This window comes from Nonomuraea sp. NPDC051941, assembly GCF_044593615.1.
Map to the genome: position 1 here is coordinate 56,347 of NZ_JBIUCF010000039.1, position 23,129 is coordinate 79,475.

At 72.0% G+C, this 23,129-nt stretch carries 17 protein-coding genes; 10 read left to right on the forward strand and 7 right to left on the reverse strand.

From position 1 onward, the window contains the following. Positions 1-15 precede the first annotated feature (15 nt). Positions 16-954, forward strand: coding sequence for a LysR family transcriptional regulator (locus ACIHFD_RS46650; RefSeq protein ID WP_397372364.1), 939 nt, complete (start codon positions 16-18; stop codon positions 952-954). A gap of 20 nt (positions 955-974) precedes the next feature. Here ACIHFD_RS46650 and ACIHFD_RS46655 read toward each other — a convergent pair whose 3' ends face one another. The 6 genes from ACIHFD_RS46655 to ACIHFD_RS46680 all read right to left on the reverse strand — a co-directional run bounded on the left by ACIHFD_RS46655 (position 975) and on the right by ACIHFD_RS46680 (position 12,439). Beyond that, on the reverse strand, positions 975-3,992 hold the full coding sequence (locus ACIHFD_RS46655; protein ID WP_397372365.1) for a GH92 family glycosyl hydrolase: 3,018 nt from the start codon (positions 3,990-3,992) through the stop codon (positions 975-977). A 69-nt stretch (positions 3,993-4,061) separates the two neighbouring features. Further along, positions 4,062-5,666: an FAD-dependent oxidoreductase gene (locus tag ACIHFD_RS46660; RefSeq protein ID WP_397372366.1), complete on the reverse strand. Its 1,605-nt coding sequence runs from the start codon at positions 5,664-5,666 to the stop codon at positions 4,062-4,064. Continuing rightward, positions 5,663-7,501 (reverse strand): MGH1-like glycoside hydrolase domain-containing protein, encoded by a 1,839-nt coding sequence (locus ACIHFD_RS46665; RefSeq protein ID WP_397372367.1) that lies wholly within the window; start codon positions 7,499-7,501, stop codon positions 5,663-5,665. The genes ACIHFD_RS46660 and ACIHFD_RS46665 overlap by 4 nt, the downstream gene beginning before the upstream one ends. An 8-nt stretch (positions 7,502-7,509) precedes the next feature. Further along, positions 7,510-9,384 carry a glycoside hydrolase family 127 protein gene (locus tag ACIHFD_RS46670; protein WP_397372368.1) on the reverse strand — a complete coding sequence of 625 codons (1,875 nt, stop codon included), beginning with the start codon at positions 9,382-9,384 and terminating at the stop codon, positions 7,510-7,512. Beyond that, a complete protein-coding gene (locus ACIHFD_RS46675; protein ID WP_397372369.1) occupies positions 9,381-11,465 on the reverse strand; it encodes an exo-alpha-sialidase in 2,085 nt (694 codons plus the stop codon). The genes ACIHFD_RS46670 and ACIHFD_RS46675 overlap by 4 nt, the downstream gene beginning before the upstream one ends. Positions 11,466-11,503: 38 nt before the next feature. Continuing rightward, a complete protein-coding gene (locus ACIHFD_RS46680) occupies positions 11,504-12,439 on the reverse strand; it encodes a dihydrodipicolinate synthase family protein (protein WP_397372370.1) in 936 nt (311 codons plus the stop codon). 199 nt (positions 12,440-12,638) lie between these two features. On the opposite strand from ACIHFD_RS46680, the gene ACIHFD_RS46685 reads away from it, so the two are divergent. The 6 genes from ACIHFD_RS46685 (at position 12,639) to ACIHFD_RS46710 (ending at position 18,916) form a co-directional block, all read left to right on the forward strand. Then, positions 12,639-13,673: a LacI family DNA-binding transcriptional regulator gene (locus ACIHFD_RS46685; protein WP_397372371.1), complete on the forward strand. Its 1,035-nt coding sequence runs from the start codon at positions 12,639-12,641 to the stop codon at positions 13,671-13,673. 19 nt (positions 13,674-13,692) lie between these two features. Next, on the forward strand, positions 13,693-14,622 hold the full coding sequence (locus ACIHFD_RS46690) for an ABC transporter permease (RefSeq protein ID WP_397372372.1): 930 nt from the start codon (positions 13,693-13,695) through the stop codon (positions 14,620-14,622). Further along, complete coding sequence (locus tag ACIHFD_RS46695; RefSeq protein ID WP_397372373.1) at positions 14,619-15,476, forward strand: ABC transporter permease; 858 nt, start codon at positions 14,619-14,621, stop codon at positions 15,474-15,476. Before ACIHFD_RS46690 ends, ACIHFD_RS46695 begins: the two co-directional genes overlap by 4 nt. A gap of 88 nt (positions 15,477-15,564) precedes the next feature. After that, positions 15,565-17,106 (forward strand): ABC transporter substrate-binding protein, encoded by a 1,542-nt coding sequence (locus ACIHFD_RS46700; RefSeq protein WP_397372374.1) that lies wholly within the window; start codon positions 15,565-15,567, stop codon positions 17,104-17,106. Beyond that, positions 17,103-18,113 (forward strand): ABC transporter ATP-binding protein, encoded by a 1,011-nt coding sequence (locus ACIHFD_RS46705; RefSeq protein WP_355198718.1) that lies wholly within the window; start codon positions 17,103-17,105, stop codon positions 18,111-18,113. The genes ACIHFD_RS46700 and ACIHFD_RS46705 overlap by 4 nt, the downstream gene beginning before the upstream one ends. After that, positions 18,110-18,916 carry an ATP-binding cassette domain-containing protein gene (locus tag ACIHFD_RS46710; protein WP_397372375.1) on the forward strand — a complete coding sequence of 269 codons (807 nt, stop codon included), beginning with the start codon at positions 18,110-18,112 and terminating at the stop codon, positions 18,914-18,916. The genes ACIHFD_RS46705 and ACIHFD_RS46710 overlap by 4 nt, the downstream gene beginning before the upstream one ends. A gap of 12 nt (positions 18,917-18,928) precedes the next feature. On the opposite strand, the gene ACIHFD_RS46715 is transcribed toward ACIHFD_RS46710, so the two are convergent. Then, positions 18,929-19,939 (reverse strand): LacI family DNA-binding transcriptional regulator, encoded by a 1,011-nt coding sequence (locus ACIHFD_RS46715; RefSeq protein ID WP_397372376.1) that lies wholly within the window; start codon positions 19,937-19,939, stop codon positions 18,929-18,931. A gap of 132 nt (positions 19,940-20,071) precedes the next feature. Between ACIHFD_RS46715 and ACIHFD_RS46720 the strand changes: the two genes are divergently transcribed. From ACIHFD_RS46720 to ACIHFD_RS46730, 3 genes are read left to right on the forward strand one after another with little or no spacing between them, the layout of a single operon-like run. Further along, positions 20,072-21,427 (forward strand): extracellular solute-binding protein, encoded by a 1,356-nt coding sequence (locus tag ACIHFD_RS46720; RefSeq protein ID WP_397372377.1) that lies wholly within the window; start codon positions 20,072-20,074, stop codon positions 21,425-21,427. After that, positions 21,424-22,290, forward strand: a complete 867-nt coding sequence (locus ACIHFD_RS46725) for a carbohydrate ABC transporter permease (protein WP_397372378.1) — start codon at positions 21,424-21,426, stop codon at positions 22,288-22,290. Before ACIHFD_RS46720 ends, ACIHFD_RS46725 begins: the two co-directional genes overlap by 4 nt. Then, positions 22,287-23,129: a carbohydrate ABC transporter permease gene (locus ACIHFD_RS46730; RefSeq protein WP_355198709.1), complete on the forward strand. Its 843-nt coding sequence runs from the start codon at positions 22,287-22,289 to the stop codon at positions 23,127-23,129. The genes ACIHFD_RS46725 and ACIHFD_RS46730 overlap by 4 nt, the downstream gene beginning before the upstream one ends.

Sequence of the window (23,129 nt, forward strand, 5' to 3'; positions counted from 1 at the left end):
CCAGTGGTGGAAGAGGTGGCGTTCGACCTGGACCTCGCCGCCGTCCGCGCCTTCGTCGTCATCACCGAGGACCGCTACTTCAGCGAGGCCGCCGCCAGGCTGGGCATCAGCCAGCAGGCCGTCTCCAAGCGGATCGCCAAGCTCGAGTCCGACCTCGGCGTACGGCTGTTCTCCCGCACCCGCACGGGGGCCGACCTCACCGAGGACGGCAAGACGTTCCTGCACCACGCCCGCGCCCTCGTCGGCATCGCCGACCAGGCACGCGAAGTGCTGCAAGGCCGGCGCCGCTCGCTCCGGGTCGACGTCCTGGACACCCGGCTGCGCTCCAGCGACCTGATCCGGGAGTTCCACGAGACCGTCGAGGACGTGGACGTCGAGGTCATCACCTCGAACGGGTTCAGATCGGCCCGCGGCGCGCTCGTCCGCGGGTCCCTCGACGCCGCCTTCGTCCGTGTCAGCGGGACGCTGGAGGAGGACCTGCGGCACGTGCCGGCCTACCTCGAGCCCGTGCATCTGCTGGTCGGCCGCGACCATCCACTCGCCGGCCTGCGGGAGGTGGAGGTGGAACGCCTGTCCGGGACGACCGTGTGGATGCCCGGCAACGTCCCGGACAGTGAATGGGCCGAGTTCTACCGCCTCCTGAGCGCCGCGTTCGACATCCCGATCGACACCGCGGGGCCGGACTTCGGCTGGGAGTACTTCGTGGAGCAGATCGGCTCCGGCCAACGCATCGGGTTCGTGGGGGAGAGGCTCCGGATGCCCTGGCACCCGCGTACCGTCCAGATTCCGGTCGTCGCCCCCGCCCCCGTGTACCCGTGCTCGCTGCTCTTCCACCGGCACAGCCATCACCCGGTGCTGGCCCGGCTCGTCCGGTACGTGACGGACAACCACCGGCCGTTCGACCCGCACCGCCAGTGGCTGCCGGACCCCGACCGCGCCGCCTTCAGCGCATGACCGAGTGGGTGCCCGGCCGGTCAGTCGCGGGTCGTGAGTGCGAAGATCTTGACGTTGGGCATCGCCGGGCTGGTGAACGAGACCGCCTCGCGGGCCGCGTCCACCGGCACCGACACCCGCCAGATGCTCACCTTGCGGCCGTCGGCAGTGTTGTTGACGTTGTAACGGGTGTCGGCCGTGATCGCCGCCTCCTCGCCGAAGCGCGGTGACGTGCTCGCCCAGTCGGTCACCTTCAGCGGGGCCGTAGAGGTCGTGCCGTCCGCGTAGGTGATCGTGAGCTCGGTCTGCTGGTCGCCGTTCACGGCCGTGACCAGCAGGTCGAGGGCCTGGTAGCGGCCCGGCGTGAGGTAGGTGCGCTGGCCGCGCAGGCTGTGGAAGTTGCCCGCCGCGCCCCTGGTCTCCGGGATCAGGTAGGCGCCGCCCGACACGGTGCGCATGCCCGGTTCGGGCAGTTGCTCGGCGGGGAAGCTCCAGCCCTTGCCGTCCAGGTTGCCCTGGGGCTTGGCGTCCACGGTGGCCACGCCGTCCACGTCGTACTGGAGTCTCTGGGCGCAGGAGGAGCCGGACGGCTCGCACGCGGCGGGCAGGTTCGGGATCGGGGCCTCGGCGGCGGGGACGCGGTCCACGGGGAGGTCGCCGGGTGCGGTCGCCCACGAGGTGTCGGGAGTGGCGCCGACGTTCACCACGACGTCGCCACCCTTGTCGAGCAGGGACTCGGGCAGCCAGGAGCGGGTGTACGCCCGGCCGTTGACCCGCACGTCCTGGACATAGACGGCGTCGGGGGCGGCCTGCGGGGCGCTCACGGTGATCGTGCGGCCGTTGCCGCGCTTGATCCACGCCTTCGGGAACATGGGGCTGGACAGCAGCATCTCGGCCCGGCTCGGCGTCTGGGGGTACATGCCGAGCGCGGCGAAGACGTACCAGGCGGACATGGTGCCGAGGTCGTCGTTGCCGGGCAGGCCGCCGGGGCCGGTCTTGTACACGAGGGAGGCCATCGCGCGTACCGTCTCCTGGGTCTTCCACGGTCGGCCGAGCGCGTTGTAGAGCCACGGGACGTGGATGCCGGGCTCGTTCGTCGGGTCGTAGCGGAAGCCGTCGCCGCCGGTCGCCCAGGAGCCGTCGGCGCGGTGGAAGAACGTGTCGAGCCGCTTGGCCGCCTGCTCCCGGCCGCCCATGGCGGCGGCCAGCCCCGAGACGTCGTGCTGGACCATCCAGGTGTAGGTGGCGCTGGTGCCTTGCGCGAAACCGGCGTCCGAGGTCGCCGAGAACGGCCACAGCCAGCCGCCGTCGGCCTTGCGCGCCTGCTGGTAGCCGCCCTCCGGCCCGGCCGACGGGTTGAACGTGTTACGCCACCAGCTCGCCCGCGGCATCAGCAGGTCGCGTTCGGCGGTCCGGCCGAGCCGGCCCGCCCAGTCCGCGAGGGCGAAGTCGGCGGTCGCGTCCTCCAGCGTCTCCGCCGCGCCGCCCCAGCAGTGGCAGGTGTCCTGGGGCGCGTAGCCGAGCCGCAGGTACTCGGCCAGGTTCGGGCGCTGGCCCTCGCACTGCCCCGGGCACCCCTTGTCCGACAGGCCGGACGGGTGCGGCACGGTCGCCTGCGCGAGCAGGGAGTCGAAGGCCCCGCGCACGTCGAAGTTGCGCACGCCGAGCGCGTAGAAGCCGGCGAGGGCGGGGGCCGACGGGTCGCCGGTCATCACGTGGGTGGGGCCGTTGACGTGCACCCAGCGGTCCCAGACGCCGCCGTTCTGCCGCGCCAGGTTGTACAGGGACTGGGCGTAGTCGCCGGCGACCCGCGGTTCGAGCAGGGCCAGGAGCTGGGTGTGCGCGCGGTACTGGTCCCAGCCGGAGAAGTTGCCGTACTGGACGCCCTGGCCCCGGGCCAGCCGGTGCACCCGCCGGTCGCCGCCGAGGTAGGTGCCCGCGACGTCGCTGGTCACGTTGGGCTGCAGGTAGGCGTGGTACATCGCCGTGTAGAACGTGGTCAGCAGGTCCGCCGGGCCGCCGGCCACCTCGACCGAGCGCAGCCGCTCGTTCCAGGCGCGGGTGGCCCGGGCGGCCACCGACGCGACGTCGTCCCGCCCGGAGATCTCCTCGGCCAGGTTCTGACTGGCCGCCGCCAGGCTGGTGTAGGAGATGCCGACCTTCATACGGACGTCGGCGCCGTCGAAGGTGACGTACCCGCCGGAGCCGCGGCCCGCGCGGTCGGCGCCGGTGGCGTAGCCCTCGCCGCCGCTCGCCGTCGTGGTGCCGGGGCGCAGGTCGCCGTTCACCCAGGTGCCGGTGGCGGCGAAGGCGCGGTCGAACGAGGCGGCGAAGTGCAGCCGGTAGTAGCTCTTGCGGTTGTTGACGCCGCCGTTGGCCCGGCGGCCGCAGAACGCGCCGGTCAGCACCGAGCCGGTGACCGTACGGGTGGCGGGGTCGATCGTGATCTCGGCGTCCTCGCTGCCGTTGAGCGAGTTGGACACCCGGAACAGCAGGCTGGCCGGCGAGCCCTCCGGGAAGCTGAACTCGCCCACGCCCGCGCGGGTCGTGACCGCGAGGTCGGTCCTGACGCCGGAGTCCAGCGTGACCGTGTACCGGCCGGGCCGCGCGCTCTCCTTGTCGTGGCTGAACGTGCTCGCGTAGATCGCGTCGGTCGTGTCCGCGGTCGGCGACGAGGTGATCTGGCCGGCGAACGGCATGATCGGGACGTCCCCGGCGGCCCCCGGATGGCAGCCCGCGCCGTTGACGTGCGTGAGCGCGAAGCCCCGCACGCGGGGCGTGTTGTAGGAGTAGCCGTTGGCGCCCGCGGCGTTGGTCTGGTCGCCCGCCGTGTTGGTCGGGCTCCACGAGATCATCCCGAACGGCAGGACGGCGCCGGGGTAGGTGTTGCCGCCGTTGGCCGATCCGATCAGCGGATCGACGTGGCGTACCGGATCGGTGACCTTGGCGGGGTCGGTGACCTTGGCGGGGGAGTGGGCTGCGGCTGCCGGGACGGCGACGGCCGTGCTGAGCACCGCGCCGATGATCGCGGCGGCGAGCCACGAGCGGGGAGTTGACACCTCGTGATCACACCGGCACACACTAACTGAGCCGTGAACAGCCGCGTAAGACCAAAAGTCCGGAAGCGGTCAGTATCCCCGCACCTGCGGCCAGGCCAGTTCGAAACCGTCGGCGACCAGCTCGTCCTGGAACCGTTCGAGCGCCGCGGGATCCTCGTGGACCTGCGCCGGTTCGAGCCGGTTGTCCAGGCAGTGCGCCGCCAGCGCGCCGGCCGCCTCGCCGGCGTTCCACTCCACCGGATGCAGGCGGTAGCAGCCGTTGGTGATGTGGGTGGTGCCGAGGTTCTTCCCGGCGGCCAGCACGTTGCGCACGCGGACGGGCAGCAGCGCGCCCAGGGGGATCTGGAACGGGCAGCTCGCCACGTCGATGTAGTTGTCGCCGCCGGTGGAGGGGTGCAGGTCGATGCGGTACATCCCGACGCCCACGGTGTCGTGGTAGGCGACCGCGCCGTGCTCGCCGCGTACCGCCAGCGACAGGTCGTGCTCCACGACCGTGCGGCGGGCGCGGATGCGCCGCGACTCGCGGATGTAGGGGCTCTTGGCCAGGCCGTCGGCGGTGCCCATGACGTCGGGGCGCAGCCGCAGCCCCGGCCAGCCGGTGCCGCCGTCGGGCCGGGGCGCCTCGGTCTGCAGCCAGTGGAGCATGCTGAGCGCCTGGTCCCTGGCGCCCTGGAGATGCCGGGCCCGCGCGTCCTCGGTGACGCCGATCAGCGGCCCGGGGAGGTAGTCGATCTGCGGCCAGTTGACCACGACGACGTCGCTGACCGCGAAGCCGGGCTCGAACACCTCGCGGCACAGGATGCGCCGGAACACCCACAGATCCGTGTCGCCCGGGTCGCGGCTCTGGTCGGCGACGACCGGGCCGGACGGGGCGTGTGGCACGAACCTGCGCGGCTTCGGCTCCAGCGTGCGCGGGTCGGGCGCGACGAGGCTGAGCAGCCGGTCCGGCCAGAACGGCGGCCGGTAGTCGCGCCAGAAGGAGTAGTCCTTGGGCCGGTCGACGGTGTGGTCCTCGCCGGCGCGGTGCTCGACGGCGAAGACCCAGGAGAACGCCTGCATGTTGGCCGGCTGCGCCTGCGCGGGCGCGCTGGGCTCGCCGGTCTCCGCGGCCGACTCGAAGCCGGTGACGTGCTCGATCCCCGCCAGGGGCAGCAGGTCGCCCAGTTCGGTGGCGTCGAGCACGTACGCCGCGCGCACGTGGAACGGCTCGCCGTCCGGGCCCGCGAAGGTCACCCCGGTCACCCGGTCGCCGTCCACGTCGGCGGCCACCGGCCGGTGCAGGTAGCGGATCGTCAGCCGCCCGGCGGCGAGGTACGGGCCGACCATGTCGGCCAGCACCGCGGCGGCCACCCGGGGCTCGCAGCAGAGCCTGCTGACCGTGCCGCGCCCCGGGTTGAGGTCGGGCGCCTCCCGGGACTCGCGGGTCAGCGGGTACCAGGTCCGGTAGTGGTCGCGGATGGCCGTGCGTAACCTGCGGTAGGAGCGGGTCGCGCCGAACTGCTCGATCCACGGATGCTCGTCCGGCGGCACGCCCTGGCTGGTGAGCTGCCCGCCCAGCCAGTCGGTCTCCTCGGTGAGCACGACGGTCCGGCCGCGCCGCAGCGCCGCCAGCGCCGCGGCGACCCCGCCCATCCCGCCCCCGACCACCAGGACGTCCGCCTCGGCGCCGCTCAAATCACATCACCTTTCTCGAAGAAGTCGACCTCGCCGCGTTCCATGAGGACGATGAGGCTCAGCAGCGCGCCCCAGGTCTGGAACGGCTCGCTGTTGGGCTTGTCGCACGCGCCGCCGTGCACGCTGGAGTAGTTCTCGTGCACGTGGCGGTGCTCGTTCCATTCCTTCAGCACGAGCCGGGAGCTGCCTTCGGCGAGCCACGCGGCCGCGGGCCGTTCCCCGGCGCGCAGCAGTCCCAGGTAGACGAGGAAGTTCACCGGCGGCCACGCCCGTCCCGCCCAGTAGCTGCCCTCGCCGACGTCGACCGGCTCGTCGCGGGGCGAGGTGGGCAGCAGCCATTCGCCGCCGAAGCCGTCGTCGGTCATCAGGCGCCCGGACACCATGCGCCGGGTCCGTTCCCCCGCGCCGACGCCGGCCAGCATGGGGTAGAAGCTCATCGTGGACAGCCGCTCGGTCGGCAGCCCGGTGTCGGTGCGCCTGCTGCGGTAGACGCCGCCCGGCTCGTCCCACAGGGACTCCATCGCCGCCACGACGGCCGCGTGCCGCTCGCGCAGCTCCGCCGCGGCCTCCCGGTCGCCGAGGACGTCGGCGATGTCGGCCAGCGCCTCGCAGTCGGCCGCGTACAGGCTGTTCAGGCCCACGTCGTGGGCGGCGAGCAGGCTCTTGGCCTGGTCGAAGGGCACGTCCTCGAAGACCGGGTGGTTGTCCCAGCCGGTCTCGCAGGTCGCGCCGAAATGCTGGTGGATGCGGGGGATGTCCTGCGGCGAGGGGAACTCGGGGTCGAAGTACGTCGAGCCGGCGCACAGCAGGTCACCGTCCCGGCGCACCCGCCACCACCAGCGGTTCCAGGACAGCAGCGGCTCGAAGCACTCCTCCAGGAACCACCGGTCGCCGAACGTGTGATAGAGCTCCCGGACCACCAGCGAGCCCACCGGCGGCTGGGACCCGTCGTGGGTCGTGCGGCCGGTGCCCTGCTCGACGTTGGGCACGAAGCCCTCCGGCGTCAGGGCCCGCAGCATCTCGACGGTGTTGACGTAGGCGAGCTCCTTGCTCGACACGGCCGCCAGCAGCGCGTTGAAGAACGCGTCCCAGCAGAACAGGGCGTAGCCGCCGCGCTTGCCGACGTTCCAGAGCCGGCTGACGGTCGTGATCACGCGGGAGCGCGCGGGCTCGTAGATGGTGTTCCAGGAGATGGCGTCCCTGACGATCTCGCGGTGCTGCGCCAGGGGGTCGGTGCCGGCCGCCCCGATCGCGGCGGAGGCGCCGGCGACGATCCGCGCGATCTCCGGCAGGTCGCGGGCGCGGCCGGTGCTGATCCCGACGGCGCCGGTCAGCTCCATCGCCAGGTACGGCCCGTCGACGTCGGTGTAGGGGTCGTCGACGTGCGGGGCCGTGCAGAAGACCTGGACCGTCCCGCCGGGCCCTTCGGCGGTGATCCGGTCGCCCTCGCGGGTGACGGAGCCGGGCCGGTTCCACAGGTAGGCGACGCCTGCGGTCAGCAGCGCGCTCTTGTGCTGGTTGGCGGTGGGCGTCACCAGCACGACGAGGTCGTCGCCCGCGTGTGCGGTCTGCACCCGGATCGTGACGCCCGCCCATGTCACGGCGGTCTCGGTGTAGCCGCCGTCGTAGGCGTGCCGGCCCAGGGTGACCGTCTCCGAGCCCTCGGTGCGGCGGCCGATCTGGGCGGCGCGCAGCGACGTGCCCCGGTAGTACTCCTTCAGGCCGAGGGACAGGCCCAGAGCGTCGGGAAGGAGGACGTGGGTGAGCACGCTGCGCGTGTCCCAGGTGTTCCAGCTCCGGGCGAGCGAGGCCTGGACATGCCCGTAATGCGTCATTTTTTCCTTCATAGGGGGATCCACACCCGCATGGCGTGCGGGCCGCGGTTGGCCCAGGCGTAATAGGGGATCAGCGTGAGCTCCGTGGGCCGCGCCGCCGGGGCCGGCTGCCCGTGGGGCCGGTAGGGGGACTCGGCGGGTCCTCCTGCCAGCGCGCCGCCGGCCCGGAGCACGGTCACGCCGCCGAGGAGGTCCGGCCGGTGTTCGGGCCGCGGCGGCGTGGCGGTGTCGATGCGGAGGTCCTCCAGGACGACGCCGGCCGGCTGGTCGGGCTGCTCGATCGCGTAGACCAGCGGCCCGCGGGTGACGGCGACACACCCCCGCGTGGCGTCCATGCGATCGTCGGCCACCATGAACCGGGCGGGCATGGGCATCCGCAGCACCACCCGATCGCCGGGCCGGAACACCCGGCGGACGCGGGCGTAGCCGCCGGGCTCCACCGGCTTGCCGTCCACGGTGGAGCCCTCGGCCCAGTCCGGTACGCGCAGCGCCAGCTCCATCTCGCGCGGCGGCGCCTCGCGCACGGTCACCGTGACCAGGCCGTCCCACGGATACTCGGTGCCGACGTCCACGGCGAGCCCGCCCGAGGCCAGCGTGCTCTGGGCGTACAGGTGCACCTGGAGGCCGTCCTCCGTGCCGGTCGCCAGGTACGTGGGCAGGGCGGCCAGCGTACGCATCACGTTGGGCGGGCAGCAGGCGCAGTTGAACCAGGGACGGCGGCCGTGCGCCGGTGACCGCTGCACGTCGCCCCGGGCGCCGGTCCGCCGGTGCAGCGTGTTGACGTAGAAGTAGTCCGCCTCGGTCAGCGACACCGCGGGCAGGAGCGCGTTGTACAGCAGCAGCTCGATCTGGTCGGCGTAGGCGGACTCGCCGGTGGCCAGCAGCAGCCGCCACGCCCACTGCATCGCCCCGATCCCGGCGCAGGTCTCCGCGTACGCCCGGTCGGGCGGCAGCTCGTACGCCTCGCCGAACGCCTCCCCGTCCCAGCGCGCGCCGACGGCGCCGGTGACGTGCTGCTTGCGGCGGCGCATCACGTCGTACTGCCGGCGCATCACGGCCAGCAACTCGGTGTCGCCGGTCTCGATGGCGACGTCGGTGGTGCCCGCCGCGAAGTAGACGGCGCGCACGGCGTGTCCCTCCACCGTCTCCGCCTCGCGTACGGGCAGCCGGTCGGAGTAGTGGGCGGGGTCGCCGTAGTGCGAGGGGTCGAAGCCCGGCTTGACGGCACGACCGTGCCCGCGGGCTTCGACGAAGTGGCGAGCCAGGTCCAGGTACCGTCTTTCGCCCGTCTGCCGGTACAGCTCGACGAGCGCCATCTCCACCACGGGGTGGCCGTCCAGCTCCTCGCGCAGGCCGGGGCCGAACGTGCCGGCCAGATGGTCGGCCAGCCGGGTGGCGACCCGCAGCAGCTCCGTCTCGCCGGTCGCCCGGGCCGCAGCCACGGCCGCCTGCATCAGGTGGCCGGCGCAGTAGTGCTCGTGACTCATCCACAGCCGCGCGTACCGCTCCTCGCCGCGGACCTGGATCGCGGAGTTGAGGTATCCGTCCTCGCGTTGCGCCGTCGCGATCGTCCGGCCGAGCGTGCGCAGGTGGTCCAGCAGCGCGTCGTCGGGGCTGCGGGCGTGCTCCCAGGCGACCGCCTCCAGCCATTTGTAGACGTCGGAGTCGCGGAAGCTCGCACCCTGGGCCTCACCGGCCGCCTCGCCGGCGGCGATCCGGAGATTGCCGAGGTTGCCCGCTTCGTCCAGCCGTTCGTGCCCGAGCGGGATCGCGGTCCGGTTGGCGTCCAGCCGCCGGGCCCAGAACCCGCCCGCCACGCGGCTGCCCGAGAGCGGCAGCGGGCGCAGCGCCACCGCGGCGGCGGGGCTCGGTACGGCCGTCATGCGGGCGCCTGCCGGCGGAACCGGACGGCGTCGGCGATGACCACGCCGTTGGCCGCGTCGCTGAGCTCGACATATCCCTCGAGGCCGGCCCGGAAGGAGAAGGTGCCCAAAGACGTCCATTCGCCCATGCGCGGGTCGGGCACGCCGCGCACGTGCTGGTTGACGGCCACCGCAGTGGTGCCCGCGGCATGGTGGACGACGTAGGGGGCGTTGGTCGCCCGGTTGGGGTCGGCCGCGTAGGAGACGAGCACCTCGTAGCGATCCTCGCCCGGGAGCGCCGGTCGCCATCGCGCGGTGCTGGCGCCGGTGCCGCGGGCGTGCGTCAGGTAGTTGAAGCCGTAGTATCCGCTGACGCCCCTGCTGCTCGGCCAGGTGCCGGTGGTCTCGAATCCGAGCCCGCCGTTGTCGACGGTGACCTCCTCGCGGACGTCCGGCGCGGCGGAGCCCCGGACGAGGCTCAGCTGGTCGAGCGAGATGGCCGTGCCGCCACCACGGCCGGCGCCGGCCAGCGTGAAGCGGATGGTGTGCGGGCCGGGCAGCAACGCCATCCGGCCCAGGTAGGCGACGTCGTAGCCGTCGCCGCGGAACGACGTCAGATCCAGCGTGGAGGTGCGCGGCGCCTTCCCGTCCACGGTCACCGTCACGAGGCCCCCGTCGCCGGAGCGGAAGTAGCGCAGCCACAGTTCCGGCCGCCCGCCCGGGGCGACGATCAAGGGGTACTCGATGGAGTCCCCGATCGCGCCGGGAGTGAAGACGGCGCGGGCGCCGCCGCGCGCCGTGGCCTCCTCCACCACGGTCACCGTCCCGCCCGAAAGCTTGGCCCGCGCCGCCGGACGGCCCAGGTCGTACGTCCTCTCGACCAGCTTCGGAACGGTGACCAGGCTGTCCCGGCCCTGCGTCAGCCACTCCAGGTTGAACCGGGCGGCGGCCACGCGCCGCGGAGAGCCGTCGAGGTCGCCGTCGCAGCCGTAGAGGAGGATGATCGTGCCGTCGGACAGGGACGCCAGGTCCGAGTAATATCCCCGGCCCGGGTTGACCGAGCGGCTGTACCTGAAGGAGTGGCCCTCGTCGTAGCTCACCGCGACGGTCATGTTCCAGCGCATCGGCGAGTCGGGCCGGCTGAACAGCACGCGGTTGACGTCCTCGCTGCCCGGCCCGCCGGTGTAGCGGATGAGGCCGGTGTCGACGCCGTTGAAGAGCGCGGGGCTGAAGTCCATCCTGGGCGGCGACCAGGTCAGGCCGCCGTCCGTGCTGACCGCGATGTCCCGTGGCCAGTCGTTGCCCGAACCGGGCCGGCTGTTCATCACCACCGTGCCGTCCGCACGCTGCACCAGCCTGGCCTCGCCCACGACGGGGTAGCCGTCGCCCATCGGCACCTCGCCGCCGGACTGCCACGTGGCGCCGTGGTCGTCGCTGTAGACGGTGGAGGCGCCGTAGTGGCGATCGGCGGTCGGGACGCCGGTGATGATGGTGCGGTGGGACACGGTGAGCAGCAGCCGGCCCGAGTCGAGCTGGATGCCGTGGCCGGGCCCCGGGCCGTGCATCGCCCAGTTGTACGGGAAGTGGTCGAAGAGCCCGGCCAGGCTGCGCGGTTCGCTCCAGGTGACGCCGCCGTCCTTGCTGGAGATGACGTACACCGTGCTGGAGTCGGCGGAGCAGCTCGTGTTCTCGGGTAACTGCACGCAGAGCCCGTGGAAGAGGAACGCCTCGCCGGTCGACCGGTCCACCACGAAGGTGGGGTTGGACCAGGACTCGCCGTCGACGGACGCCGCCACCGTCTGCGACGGGTTCCAGGTCTTCCCTCCGTCGGTGCTGCGGCGGACGAGCAGGTCGTGCGGTCCGGCGTCGCACACTTTGTGCCGGCCTTCCGTGCAGGCCAGGATCGTGTCGTCGGGCAGGACGGCCAGGCCGTACACGTGGTAGCTGGCCAGCGGATCCACGGCGGAGTCCCACAAGGTGGCCTCCGCGAAGAACGGCTGGGCCGCGGCCGGCGCGGCCGCGGCGGGGGAGGGCAGGGCGGCCGCTGCGGCGCCCGCGGCGAGCCCGAGGGCGAAGGCCCGCCGGCTGATGGGCATGGTCATGCGACTCTCCTCGGCAGGAGCTTGGGGGGTGCTCGGGTCTATTGCGGGTCGAGTGGTCCTACGAGGTCATGGATCCGGCCCAGCGCGGCGCGCAGCTCGGCGAGCTCGGTTTCGGTGAGAGGCAGGAACGGCGCCGCGGCGTGCAGTGGGCAGAGCCCCAGCAGGTGCAGCGCGGTCTTGATCACGACCACGCCGCTGACCCCGGGACGGACTGCGAAGAGCGCGGCCAGCCGGTCGACGTCGTGCTGCAGTGCCGCCGCGGTGGCGTGGTCGCCGCCACGGCCGGCCTTGAGCAGGTCGACACAGAGCGTGGGCGCGAGCATGCCCACCCCCGGCACCAGCCCGGCGGCCCCCGTGCGGAGCCCGTCGGCGAGCTGCCGTTCGGCACCCTGGGCCACCTGGAAGCCGGGGCGTTCTCCGGCCAGGGCACAGAACTCGGCGAACAGGGCGGCGTCCCCCGAGCTGTCCTTCAACCCGATGACGGCCGGCTCGTCGAGCAGGCGGCGCATCACGGACACGGGGACGGGGTTGCCGGTGTACCCGGGGCTGTTGTAGACGACCACGGGGTGGCCGTGGCGGGCGAGGTCGCGAAAGTGCGCGTGCAGCTCGCTCTCGGTGTGCCGGAAGTAGGACGGCGCGAGGACGACCACGGCGTCCAGGTCGAGCTCCGCGAGGCGGTCCATGCGCCGCAGGGTCTCCCGGGTGCCCGTGCCGGCGGCGGCCACCATGACCCGGGCGGGCGCCCCGGCCAGGTCGCGCCACATGGCGGACACCTCCACCGCGTACGCCCGGACGGCGTCGGCCGGCAGCAGCGGGCCCTCGCCGTTGGTGCCGGCCAGCATCAGCGTGGTGACGCCGGCGGACGCGAGGTGGGCCAGCAGCGGCCGGACGGCGGGCGGGTCGGGCCGCCCGCCCCGGTCGAGCGCGGTGACGAGCGGGATGATCACGCCGGTGACCGGATGGTCGGTATCCATGGCACCTCCCTCGGCAAACGCTCCGGACGGTATCCGCGATCTACGCGGGACGCTAGATGCTAATGGGTATTAGTAATTCGCTCGTGTTTCCCGCGTTCTTTTTCGCCCAGGTCCATTGACGCCTCACAGAAGCGAGGGTCAAACTTTGCGTTCGTTGGGTCAGGCGCATTAGCAGGAGGCCCGAATGAGTCGCGGACCGGTGCGGAGGCCTACCCAGGCCGACATCGCGCGCCTCGCGGGGGTCAGCCAGGCCACCGTCTCGCTCGTGCTGAACGAGCGGGACTCCGGCGTCCGGATCAGCCAGGCGACCCGGGAGCGGGTGCTGGCGGCGATCCGCGAGTGGGGTTACGTCGCCAACGCCTCGGCGAGATCCCTCGCCGGCGGCCAGAACAAGATCATCGGCGTGTTCACCTTCGAGCCGGTCTTCCCGACGACCAGCGTCGACTTCTACTTCCCGTTCCTGCTCGGCATGGAGCAGGCGGCGGCGGAGCTCGGCTACGACCTCCTGCTGTTCACCAGCCTCGGCGGCGAGCGGCAGGTATTCCGCGACGGGTCCACCCGGCTGTCGCTCGCGGACGGCGCGCTGCTGCTCGGGCGTGACCCGAACGTCGAGGAGATCCAGCGGCTGCGCGACACCGGCTTCCCCTTCGTCTACGTGGGACACCGGGAGGTGTCGGGAGAGCCGGTCTCCTACGTGGCGGCCGACTACGCCACGGCGACCCAGCAGCTCACCGAACGGCTCTTCGAGCTCGGGCACAGGCGCGTCGCGTACGCCCGCATCGGTGACGGCGACGCCCAGCCCAGCCGGGACCGGGAGAAGGGATTCCGGCGGGCGATGCCCGCCGGAGAGGCCAGGCGGCTCACGGGCCCGGTGTGGTCGCTGGAATCCGCCGACGACGTGGCGGGCCTCCTGGCCGAGATCCGGCACGGCGGCATCACCGCCGTGGTCGCCGAGCAGGTCCTCCTGGCCGAGGAGCTCCTGGAGTGCGCGCGACGGCACGGGATGTCGGTCCCGGACGACCTGAGCGTCGTCGTGCTGGGCGACTCCACCGGCGCGCACCGCACCGACACCCCCTGGACCGGCCTGGTGGTCCCACGGGAGCAGATGGGCCGGCAGGCCACCCACCTGCTGGTGCGGCTGCTGGAGGCACCCGAGCCGGACGCCCGCAGAGAGAACGTCGAGTGCCCCCTCATGCCGGGCGCGACCGTGGCCCCACCAAGGAGACAGCAGTGACCGAACCAGGTAAGCCCACATGATCCGGGTCATCGCCAAACGACTGCTCGTGGGCGTGCTGGTGATGTGGGGCGCCGCCTCGCTCATCTTCCTCATCGTCCGGGTCGCCCCGGGCGATCCGGCCACGATCCTGCTGGGCCCGGACGCGAGCCGGGAGCAGGTGGCCGAGCTCACCGGGGAACTCGGGCTCGACCGGCCGGTGTTCAGCCAGTACCTCGGCTACCTCGGCGAGGTGGCCCGGTTACAGTTCGGCGACTCCTACCGGTTCGACCGGCCGGCGATGTCGGAGGTGTTCGAGCGCCTGCCCGCGACCGCCGACCTGATGCTCGCCTCCACCGTCATCGCCGTGTCCCTCGGCCTCGTGCTCGGACTGCTGGCCGGCGCGCGCCCGGGCGGCGCGGTCGATCGGCTGGTCACGGCGGGCACCATCGCCCTGCAGTCGTTCCCCACTTTCTGGGTGGGCATCATGCTGATCCTCGTCTTCGCGCTGGCCTTCCGCCTGCTGCCCAGCGCCGGGGCGGGCTCGCCGGCTCACCTGGTCCTGCCGGCGGTCACGCTGGCGCTGCCGTTCACCGCCATCGTGGCCCGTCTGACCAGGACCAGCGTCGCGGAGACGATGCGCGAGCCGTACATCCAGACGGCCCGCTCCAAAGGGCTCACCGAGCAGCAGGTGCTGCTCGGCCACGCGCTGCGCAACTCCCTCATCCCCGTGGTGACCATCGTCGGGCTGCACATGGGCGGCCTGATGGGCGGCGCGGTCGTGGTCGAGAACGTCTTCGCCTGGCCGGGGCTCGGCACGCTGGTGGTGGACGCGGTCTCCAACCGGGACTACGCCGTCGTGCAGGCGGCCACGTTTCTGATCGCGGGCATCGTGATGCTGTTCAACCTCGTGGCCGATCTGCTGTACTCCCAGCTCGACCCGCGCATCAAGCTGGACGGTGCGGCATGACCGCCGTCGCCGTCCGCCGGCCGCTGGTGCGCGGCCGGTGGCTCAGCCGGATCCCGTACGCCGTCCTGACCCTGTACGTCGTGGTCGCCGGGGTGGGACCGCTGGTCCTCGACTACAACCCCGTGCGCGTCTCCCTCGACGACCGGCTGCTCGGCCCGGGATCGCGGCTCGCGTCGGGCGGGGTCGCCTGGCTCGGCACCGACGGCCTCGGCCGTGACGTCCTCGCCCAGGTCGTCTACGGCGCCCGCACGTCGATGATCATCGGTGTCTCGACGGTCGTCGTCTGCTGCGTGATCGGCGTGACCGTCGGCATCGTCGCCGGTTACTTCCGCGGCCGGCTCGACACGGTGCTCGCCCGCGGCATCGACATCCTGCTCGCCTTCCCGGCGATCCTGCTGACCATCGTGATCGCGGGCGCCTTCGAGCGCAGCGTCCTGGTGGTGGTGATCGCGCTCTCCGCGACGGCCTGGATCTCCTTCGCGCGGGTCACCCGCGGCGTCGCCCTGTCGATGCGGGAGCGGGCCTGGATCGACGCGGCCCGCGTGCTCGGCGTACGGCCGACGTCCATCCTGGTCCGGCACATCCTGCCGCTCACGGTCGGCCCGGTCGTGGCCCTGGCGACGCTGGAGTTCGCCCTCGTCGTGCTGGCCGAGGCCGGGCTCAGCTTCCTCGGCATCGGCCTGCCCGGCTCGTCGGTGTCCTGGGGCCAGACCATCGCGAACGGAAAGCAGTATCTCGAAACCGCCTGGTGGATCTCCACTCTGCCCGGCGTCGCGCTGTCGCTGCTGATCATCAACATCGGGATCCTCGGCGACCAGCTCACCGCCAGATACGGACGCGGACACCTCAGGTGATTGCGGCGACCATCGTCCCACCGGCACATAACCCCTTCCATCACGAGCACCCCCCGAAGAACCATCCCCGGAAGGCGGGAAGACGTCCATGACCAGACCCCTTGCCTCAGGTAGGCCGCGGCTCGCGGCACTGGCCCTCATCGCCGCCGCGACCCTCGTGCTCGGCGGCTGCAGCGCCGCCACCGGCGGCGGCACGGGCGGCGGCGGTGGCACCGGCGGCGAGATCACCGTCGCCGGCACCTACGCGATCGATAGCCTCGACCCGGCCAGCCCCACGGGCGGCAGCGCCACCGGCACGCAGCTGGCCTCCAAGGCGATCTTCAGCCGGCTGGTACGGCCCCGCCCGGACGGCACCCTGGAGGGCGACCTCGCCACCGCGTGGAAGCCCGACGGCTCCGCCTCGCAGTGGACGTTCACGCTGCGCCAGGGCGTGAAGTTCAGCGACGGCAAGCCCGTCACCGCGGACGACGTCGTGGCCTCGTTCAAGCGGATGATGGATCTCAAGAGCACCAACGCGGCCAACTTCGTCGGTTACACGATGACCGCCTCGTCGCCCACCGAGGTCGTGCTGAAGGCTCCGAAGCCGGACGCGGCGGTCCCGTACAAGCTCGCCATCTTCTACGTGCTGCCCGGCAGCCTGACCGGCGAGAACCCGGCGTTCTTCCAGCACCCGGTCGGGTCGGGGCCGTTCAAGGTGGAGAAGTTCGACCCGTCCGGCACGCTCGTGCTGGTGCCGAACCCTGACCACTACGGCGGTGCGCCCCAGGTCAAGCGGGTGACCATCCGCAAGATGCCCGAGCTCGCGGCCCGGCTGACCGCGCTGCGGACCGGTGAGGTGGACCTCGCCTGGGGCATCCCCGACGACCAGCTCGCGGAGCTGCAGCGCGACTCCACCCTCAAGGTCGAGACGGTGCCGAGCACCGCCGTGTTCACCATGTGGTTCAACTCCTCCACGCCCGCGCTGAAGGACGCCAAGGTGCGGCGGGCGCTGTGGCAGGCGGTCGACTTCGCCACCATCATCAAGCGGCTCTATCCGCAGACGGGCACCCTGGCCGACGCCCCGGTCTCGCCCGTCACGCTCGGCTACGCCCCGCAGGAGCCCGTCCGCTACGACCCGGCCGCGGCGAAGGCCGCGCTGACCGACGCGAAATTCGACTTCTCCACCAAGCTGCGGCTGCAGTTCGCCAACGCCGAGTTCCGGCCGTTCAACCAGGCGATCGTCTCCGACCTGCAGAAGATCGGCGTCCAGGTGGACCTGCTGGAGAAGGAGCAGGCGGTGTTCACCAAGGACCTGCTCGCCCTGAACTGGGACGTCAACTTCCAGCAGCTGTCGAACCCCACGTTCGACGCGGCCAACACGCTCGGCCGGCTCTACCCCTGCGCGGCCAAGCGCAACGGCTACTGCAACCCCGAGCTCGACAAGCTGCTCGCCGCCGCCGGGGCGAGCTCGGACAGCGACGAGCGGGTCAAGCTGTACGGTGAGGCCAGCAAGATCATCTGGCAGGACGCGGTCGGCATGTTCCCGATGGCGGTCAAGTACGCCTACGCCTGGAACCACCGCGTCACCGGCGTCACCCCGGACCCGAACGGGCTGCCGGACTTCGCCGGCGTGCGGGTCAGCAGCTCATGAGCGGCGTGCGGACCCCGGTCGAGACGCCGGTCGAGGTGGACGGCCTGCTCGAGGTGGCCGGGCTGGTCGTCGACCTGCCCGGCGCCCGCGGCCCGGTCCGCGTCGTCGACCGGGTGACGTTCGACATCCCGCCGGCGACCACGGTCGGGCTCATCGGCGAGTCGGGCAGCGGCAAGACGATGACCGCGAACGCCGTCATCGGCCTGCTCCCGGAGGGGGCGGCGACCGGCGGGGAGCTGCGCTGGCGGGGCGAGGACCTTCTGAAGGCGAGCCCCGCCCACCGGCGCCGGCTGCGGGGCCACGAGATCGCGATGATCTTCCAGGACCCGCTGGCCGCGCTCAACCCGACCCAGACGATCGCCCGCCAGGTGGGCGAGATACTCCGCCGCGCCGGCCGCCCCCGCGACCAGGTGCGCCGGCGGGTGCTCGAACTGCTCGAGCGGGCGGGGATCCCCGAGCCGGACAGCAGGATGCGCAGCTACCCGCACGAGTTCTCCGGCGGGATGCGGCAACGGGCCATGATCGCCCTCGCGCTGGCGGGCAGCCCGGCGCTGCTGCTCGCCGACGAGCCCACCACGGCGCTGGACGTGACCGTCCAGGCGCGCATCCTGCGCCTGCTGCGCTCCATCCAGCAGGACGAGGGACTGGCGATGCTCCTCGTCAGCCACGACCTGCGGGTGGTGGCGCACGTCGCGCACCAGGTCGTCGTCATGTACGCGGGCCGGGTCGCCGAGCGCGGCCCCACCGAGGCGGTGCTGGCCGGCCCGGCTCACCCGTACACCCGCGCGCTGGTCGACAGCGTGCCCGCGGTGCGGACCCGTACCGCGCTGGCCCACCCGCTGCCGGGCACGCCGGCCACCCCGGCGAACCGGCCGCCGGGGTGCGCCTTCCACCCCCGGTGCCCGCTGGCCCGCGAGCGGTGCCGCACCGAGGAGCCGGAGACCAGAACCGTCGCGCCCGGCCGGTGGGCCGCGTGCCACTTCGCCGAGGAGCTGCTGCAGCGATGAGCGTCGATCTGCTCGAGGTGCGGGACCTGCGGGTCAGCTTCGGCCGGCGTACCGCGTGGTTCCGGCCGCGCGCCGCCCGCCGGTCCGGGGACTTCGTCGCGGTCGACGGCGTGAGCCTCACGGTGGCCCCCGACGAGATCGTGGGGGTGGTCGGGGAGTCGGGGTCGGGCAAGACCACGGTGGCCCGCGCGATCGTCGGCCTCGTCCGGCCCGACTCCGGCGCCGTCCTGCTCGACGGCGTGCCCCTGGGGCCGGTCGGGCGGCGGACGACGGCGCAGCAGCGTGCCGCGCAGATGGTCTTCCAGGACCCGCGGTCGTCGCTCAGCCCGCGCATGACCGTCGCCGCGATCATCGACGAGGCGTGGCGCACCCATCCGAGTTCGGCCCCGTCCGGCGACCGCACCGCCGCGCTGCACCGCCTGCTCGACGACGTCGGACTCGACGCGAGCGTCGCCGGGCAGCGGGCGGCGGAACTGTCCGGCGGGCAGTGCCAGCGGGTCAGCATCGCCCGCGCGCTCGCGGTCCGGCCCCGGCTGCTGGTGTGCGACGAGGCGGTGTCCGCCCTGGACGTGTCGGTCCAGGCGCAGATCCTCCGGCTGCTGGTCGACCTGCGCGAGCGCCACCATCTGGCCATGCTCTTCATCTCCCACGACCTCGGCGTGGTGCACCAGATCGCCGACCGGATCGCCGTCATGCGCCAGGGTGTGGTGGTGGAGGAAGGGCAGGCGACGGAGGTGCTGGGGGCGCCCCGGCACGAGTACACCCGCAGCCTGCTCGATGCCGCTCTCGAGCTGTCCGGCTAGAGCGCCCCGGGGTCAGCCGGCGGTGCTCTCCCTGACGATCAGCCGGTGCGGCACGATGATCTCGGCGGGCGCGGCGGCCGAGCCGTTGATCGAGTCCATCAGCGTGTTCACCGCCCGGCGCGCGATCTCCCCCTTGTCCGGGGCGATCGTGGTCAGGCTGGGCGTGCTGTACTGGCCCTCCTCGATGTCGTCCAGGCCGACCACCGCCACGTCATCGGGGACGCGGCGACCGGCCCTGGTGAGCGCCCTGATCGCACCCAGGGCGAGCAGGTCGTTGTAGCAGAACACCGCGTCGGGCGGCTCGGGCAGGGCGAGCAGGTGCTCCATGGCCTCGGCGCCCAGCCGCCGGTGGAAGTGCGGGGTGGAGACGACGAGCCGCTCATCCACCTCCAGGCCCGCGCGGGCCTGCGCCTGGCGGTAGCCGGCGGTGCGGAGCTGGGCGGTCTCGCCGGTCGCGTACGGCTGGTCGCCGATGGCGGCCACCCGGCGGCGGCCCAGGTCCAGCAGATGGGTGGTGGCCTCGCGGGCGGCGGCGACGTTGTCGATGGCCACGTGGTGGAAGCTGCCGTTGAAGATGTGCTCGCCGAGCAGCACGATCGGGATCCGGTTGGCGCGCCCGCGCAGCTCCTCGGCGGAGATCGTCAGCGGGCTGAGCAGCAGCCCGTCGAACATCGTGGCCCGCGAGTCCCGCCCGAGCAGCTCGCGCTCCCGGTCGCCGTCGCCGTCGGTCTGGTCGACCATCACCACGTAGCCGCGGGCGCGGGCCGCCGTGATCACCTCGCGCGCCAGCTCGGCGAAGTACGGCACGTCCAGCTCGGGCACCACCAGGGCGATCATCCCGGTGCGCCCCTGCTTGAGATTGCGCGCGATGAGGTTGGGACGGTAGTCGAGCTCGTCCAGCACGGCCTGCACCCGGGCACGCAGCTCGTCTGACACCGGCGCGTACCCGTTGACCACGTTGGACACGGTGCGAATCGATACATTCGCCCGTTTGGCGACATCGCGAAGCGTTGGACCGGCCATGCGTCTCCTATACTCCCGAAGGCTCTCTCTTGGGAAGATCCTAAACCCGCTCTTGCATCGTTGCAGACAAGTATGCATTATGTCTGCATCGTTGCAGAGCCCCAACATGAGCCCAGGCCGAGGAGTCAGAGAATGTCCACACCCCTCATAGACCGGCGCGGTTTCCTCAAGGGCGCCCTGGGCATCGCCGCCGCCGGTTCGCTGGCGGCGTGCGCGCCGGGCGGCCCGAGCGCGCAGCCGAGCAAGCTGGCCGCGCCCGCCGCGTCGGCGTCGTCGGTCAAGGGTGAGATCACCGTCTGGAACCGGTCGGGCGACCTGTTCAAGGTGTTCGACGCGGCCATCGGCAAGTTCCGCGAGGCGTACCCGAACGTCAAGGTGAACCACCAGGCCGTGGACATCGACGCGAAGCTGGCCAACACCCTCATCAGCGGCACCGACGTGCCCGACGGCAGCTTCTGGGACGACGCCAAGATCGGCGGGCAGGCCGAGCACCTGTACGACCTGACCGACCTCATCGCGCCGTACCGGGACCGGACCTCGCCGTACAAGCTGTCCGTGAACACCGTGGACGGCAAGATCTACGGCGTCCCGTGGGACCTGGACCCCGGCCTGCTCTGGTACCGCGAGGACGTGCTGGAGAGCGCCGGAGTGGATCCGGCGGGCCTGGCCACGTACGACGACCTGCTCGCCGCCGCCCGGACGGTCAAGGAGAAGGACCCCAGGACCAGGCCGATCCACCTGGAGAAGACCCCGTTCCTCAGCCAGCTCTGGCTGGAGATGCTGGCCAACCAGCAGGGCACCAGCCTCACCGACGCCGGGGGCAAGCTGCGGCTGGACTCCGCCGAGTACCGGCGGATCTTCGGCTGGATCGACAGCGCGGTCAAGGACGGCCTGGTCACCCACGCCCCCTACCTGGAGCCCGCCGACGTCAACACGCTCGACAGCGGGCAGCAGGTGTTCGTGCCGTGGGCCATCTGGTGGTCGTTCGCGCCGCAGCAGCTGCTCAAGGCCACCAAGGGCAAGTGGCGGGCCGCGCCGCTGCCGGCCTGGACGCCCGGCGGCGCGCGCAGCGGCGCCATGGGCGGCAGCAGCTTCGTCATCCCCGCCAAGGCCAAGAACCCCGAGCTGGCCTGGCTGCTGTACGAGTTCCTGTGCTTCAAGGAGCCCGGCTACACCGCCGTGTACGGCCCCAACGCCGTCTACCCGGGCGGCCTGTCCACCTCGATCCCCAGCTTCACCCCCGCGCTCGACCCGGCCAAGCCGCTGTTCAAGCCCATCGAGGCGCTCGGCGGCCAGGACCTGTGGAAGGTCGCCGTCGAGGCCGCGGGCACCATCCCGGCCGCCGCGCCCATCCCCTGGTGGTGGGCCCAGTCGGTGGACTACCTCGGCAACAACGTGCAGCGCCTGATCGAGGGCAAGATGTCGCCCGACCAGGTGATCACGGAGTCGGCCGAGAAGATCCAGCGCAACCTGATCGACCGCTCATGAGGGCCACGCGGCTGTCGCCGTACCTGTTCATCGCCCCGTTCTTCCTCGTCTTCGCCGCGTTCGGGATCTATCCGCTGATCTACGCGCTCCAGCTCAGCTTCATGCGCTGGCGCGGCGCGGGCGCGGCCCACTGGGTCGGCGCGGACAACTACCTCTACCTGCTGACCAGCCCGGACTTCTGGGCCTCGCTCGGCAACAGCGCCGTCATGTGGCTGCTGATCGTGCCGATCCAGGTCGTGGCCGGGCTGGGCGGCGCGGTGCTGCTGGCCAACGCCAAGCTGCGGCTGCGCGGGTTGTTCCGGGTGGCGTTCATCGCGCCGTTCGTGACCCCGCTGGTCGCCATGGCGCAGGTCTGGATCGTGGTGTTCGACCAGGACTACGGCCTGGTCAACCACCTGCTCAACCTGGTGGGCCTGCCCGACGTGGGCTGGCTGACGTCCACGGCGTGGTCCAAGCCGACGCTGGCGCTGCTGTTCCTGTGGAAGACCACCGGGTTCGCGATCATCATCCTGCTCGCCGGCCTCCAGGCCGTCCCCGGCGGCGTGTACGAGGCCGCCGCCCTCGACGGCGCCTCCCGGTGGCGCCAGTTCTGGTCCATCACCGTCCCGCTGGTGCGGCGGAGCATGGCGTTCCTGGTGGTCGTGCAGACCCTGGCCGTCTTCCAGATGTTCGCCGAGCCGTTCGTGGTCACCGAGGGCGGCCCGTACGGCTCCACCACCACCGCGGGCCTCTACCTGTACGACCACATCACCGCCTCCGACCTGGGCACCGGCGCCGCGAACTCGTTCCTGCTGGTCCTGCTGGTCTTCGGCCTGTCGCTGGTGTCGGTCAGGCTGCTGCGGCCGAAAGACGAGGTGTCATGAACCAGACCCGCCCCGGACCCCTGCAGTACGCGGTCCTGGCGCTGCTCGCGATCGTGTTCCTGTACCCGATCTGGTGGGCGGTCAGCTCCTCGCTTAAGCCGGCCGCCGACATCATCGCCGACCCCCTATCGATCGGTGCGCTGACGCTCGACAACTACCGGGCCATGTTCGCCGACGTGCCGATCGGCACCGGGTTCGCGAACACGGCGCTGGTGCTGGTGGTCAGGGGCGCCATGACGATGTTCTTCTGCCCGCTGGCCGGATACGCCTTCGCCAAGTACGCCTTCCCGGGCAAGAACCTGCTGTTCGGCGTCGTGCTGCTGACGCTGATGCTGCCGACGCTGGTGCTGATCATCCCGCTGCTGCTGGAGATGAGCGCGCTCGGCTGGGTGAACACGTACCAGGCGCTCATCCTGCCGGGCAGCATCGACGCGTTCAGCATCTTCTGGATGCGGCAGACCATCGCCGCCATCCCGGACGAGCTCATCGACGCGGGCCGGGTGGACGGCGCGGGGGAGTTCGGCATCTTCGCCAAGGTCGTGCTGCCCGTGATCCGTCCCGGGCTGGCCGCGCTCGCGGTCCTGACCACCATGAACGTCTACAACGACTTCGTCTGGCCGGTCGTCGCCGTCAACGACACCTCGCACCAGACCCTCCAGGTGGTCCTGTCCACCCTCGCGCAGAACGTCACCGGCAACCGGATCGGCGCCGACTTCGCCACCGTGTGGGGCGAGCTGCTCGCCGCGGGCAGCATCGCCATGCTGCCGCTGCTGGTGATCTTCGTCCTGCTGCAGCGCCACTTCATCAACGGCATCCTCGCGGGCAGCGTCAAGGGCTGA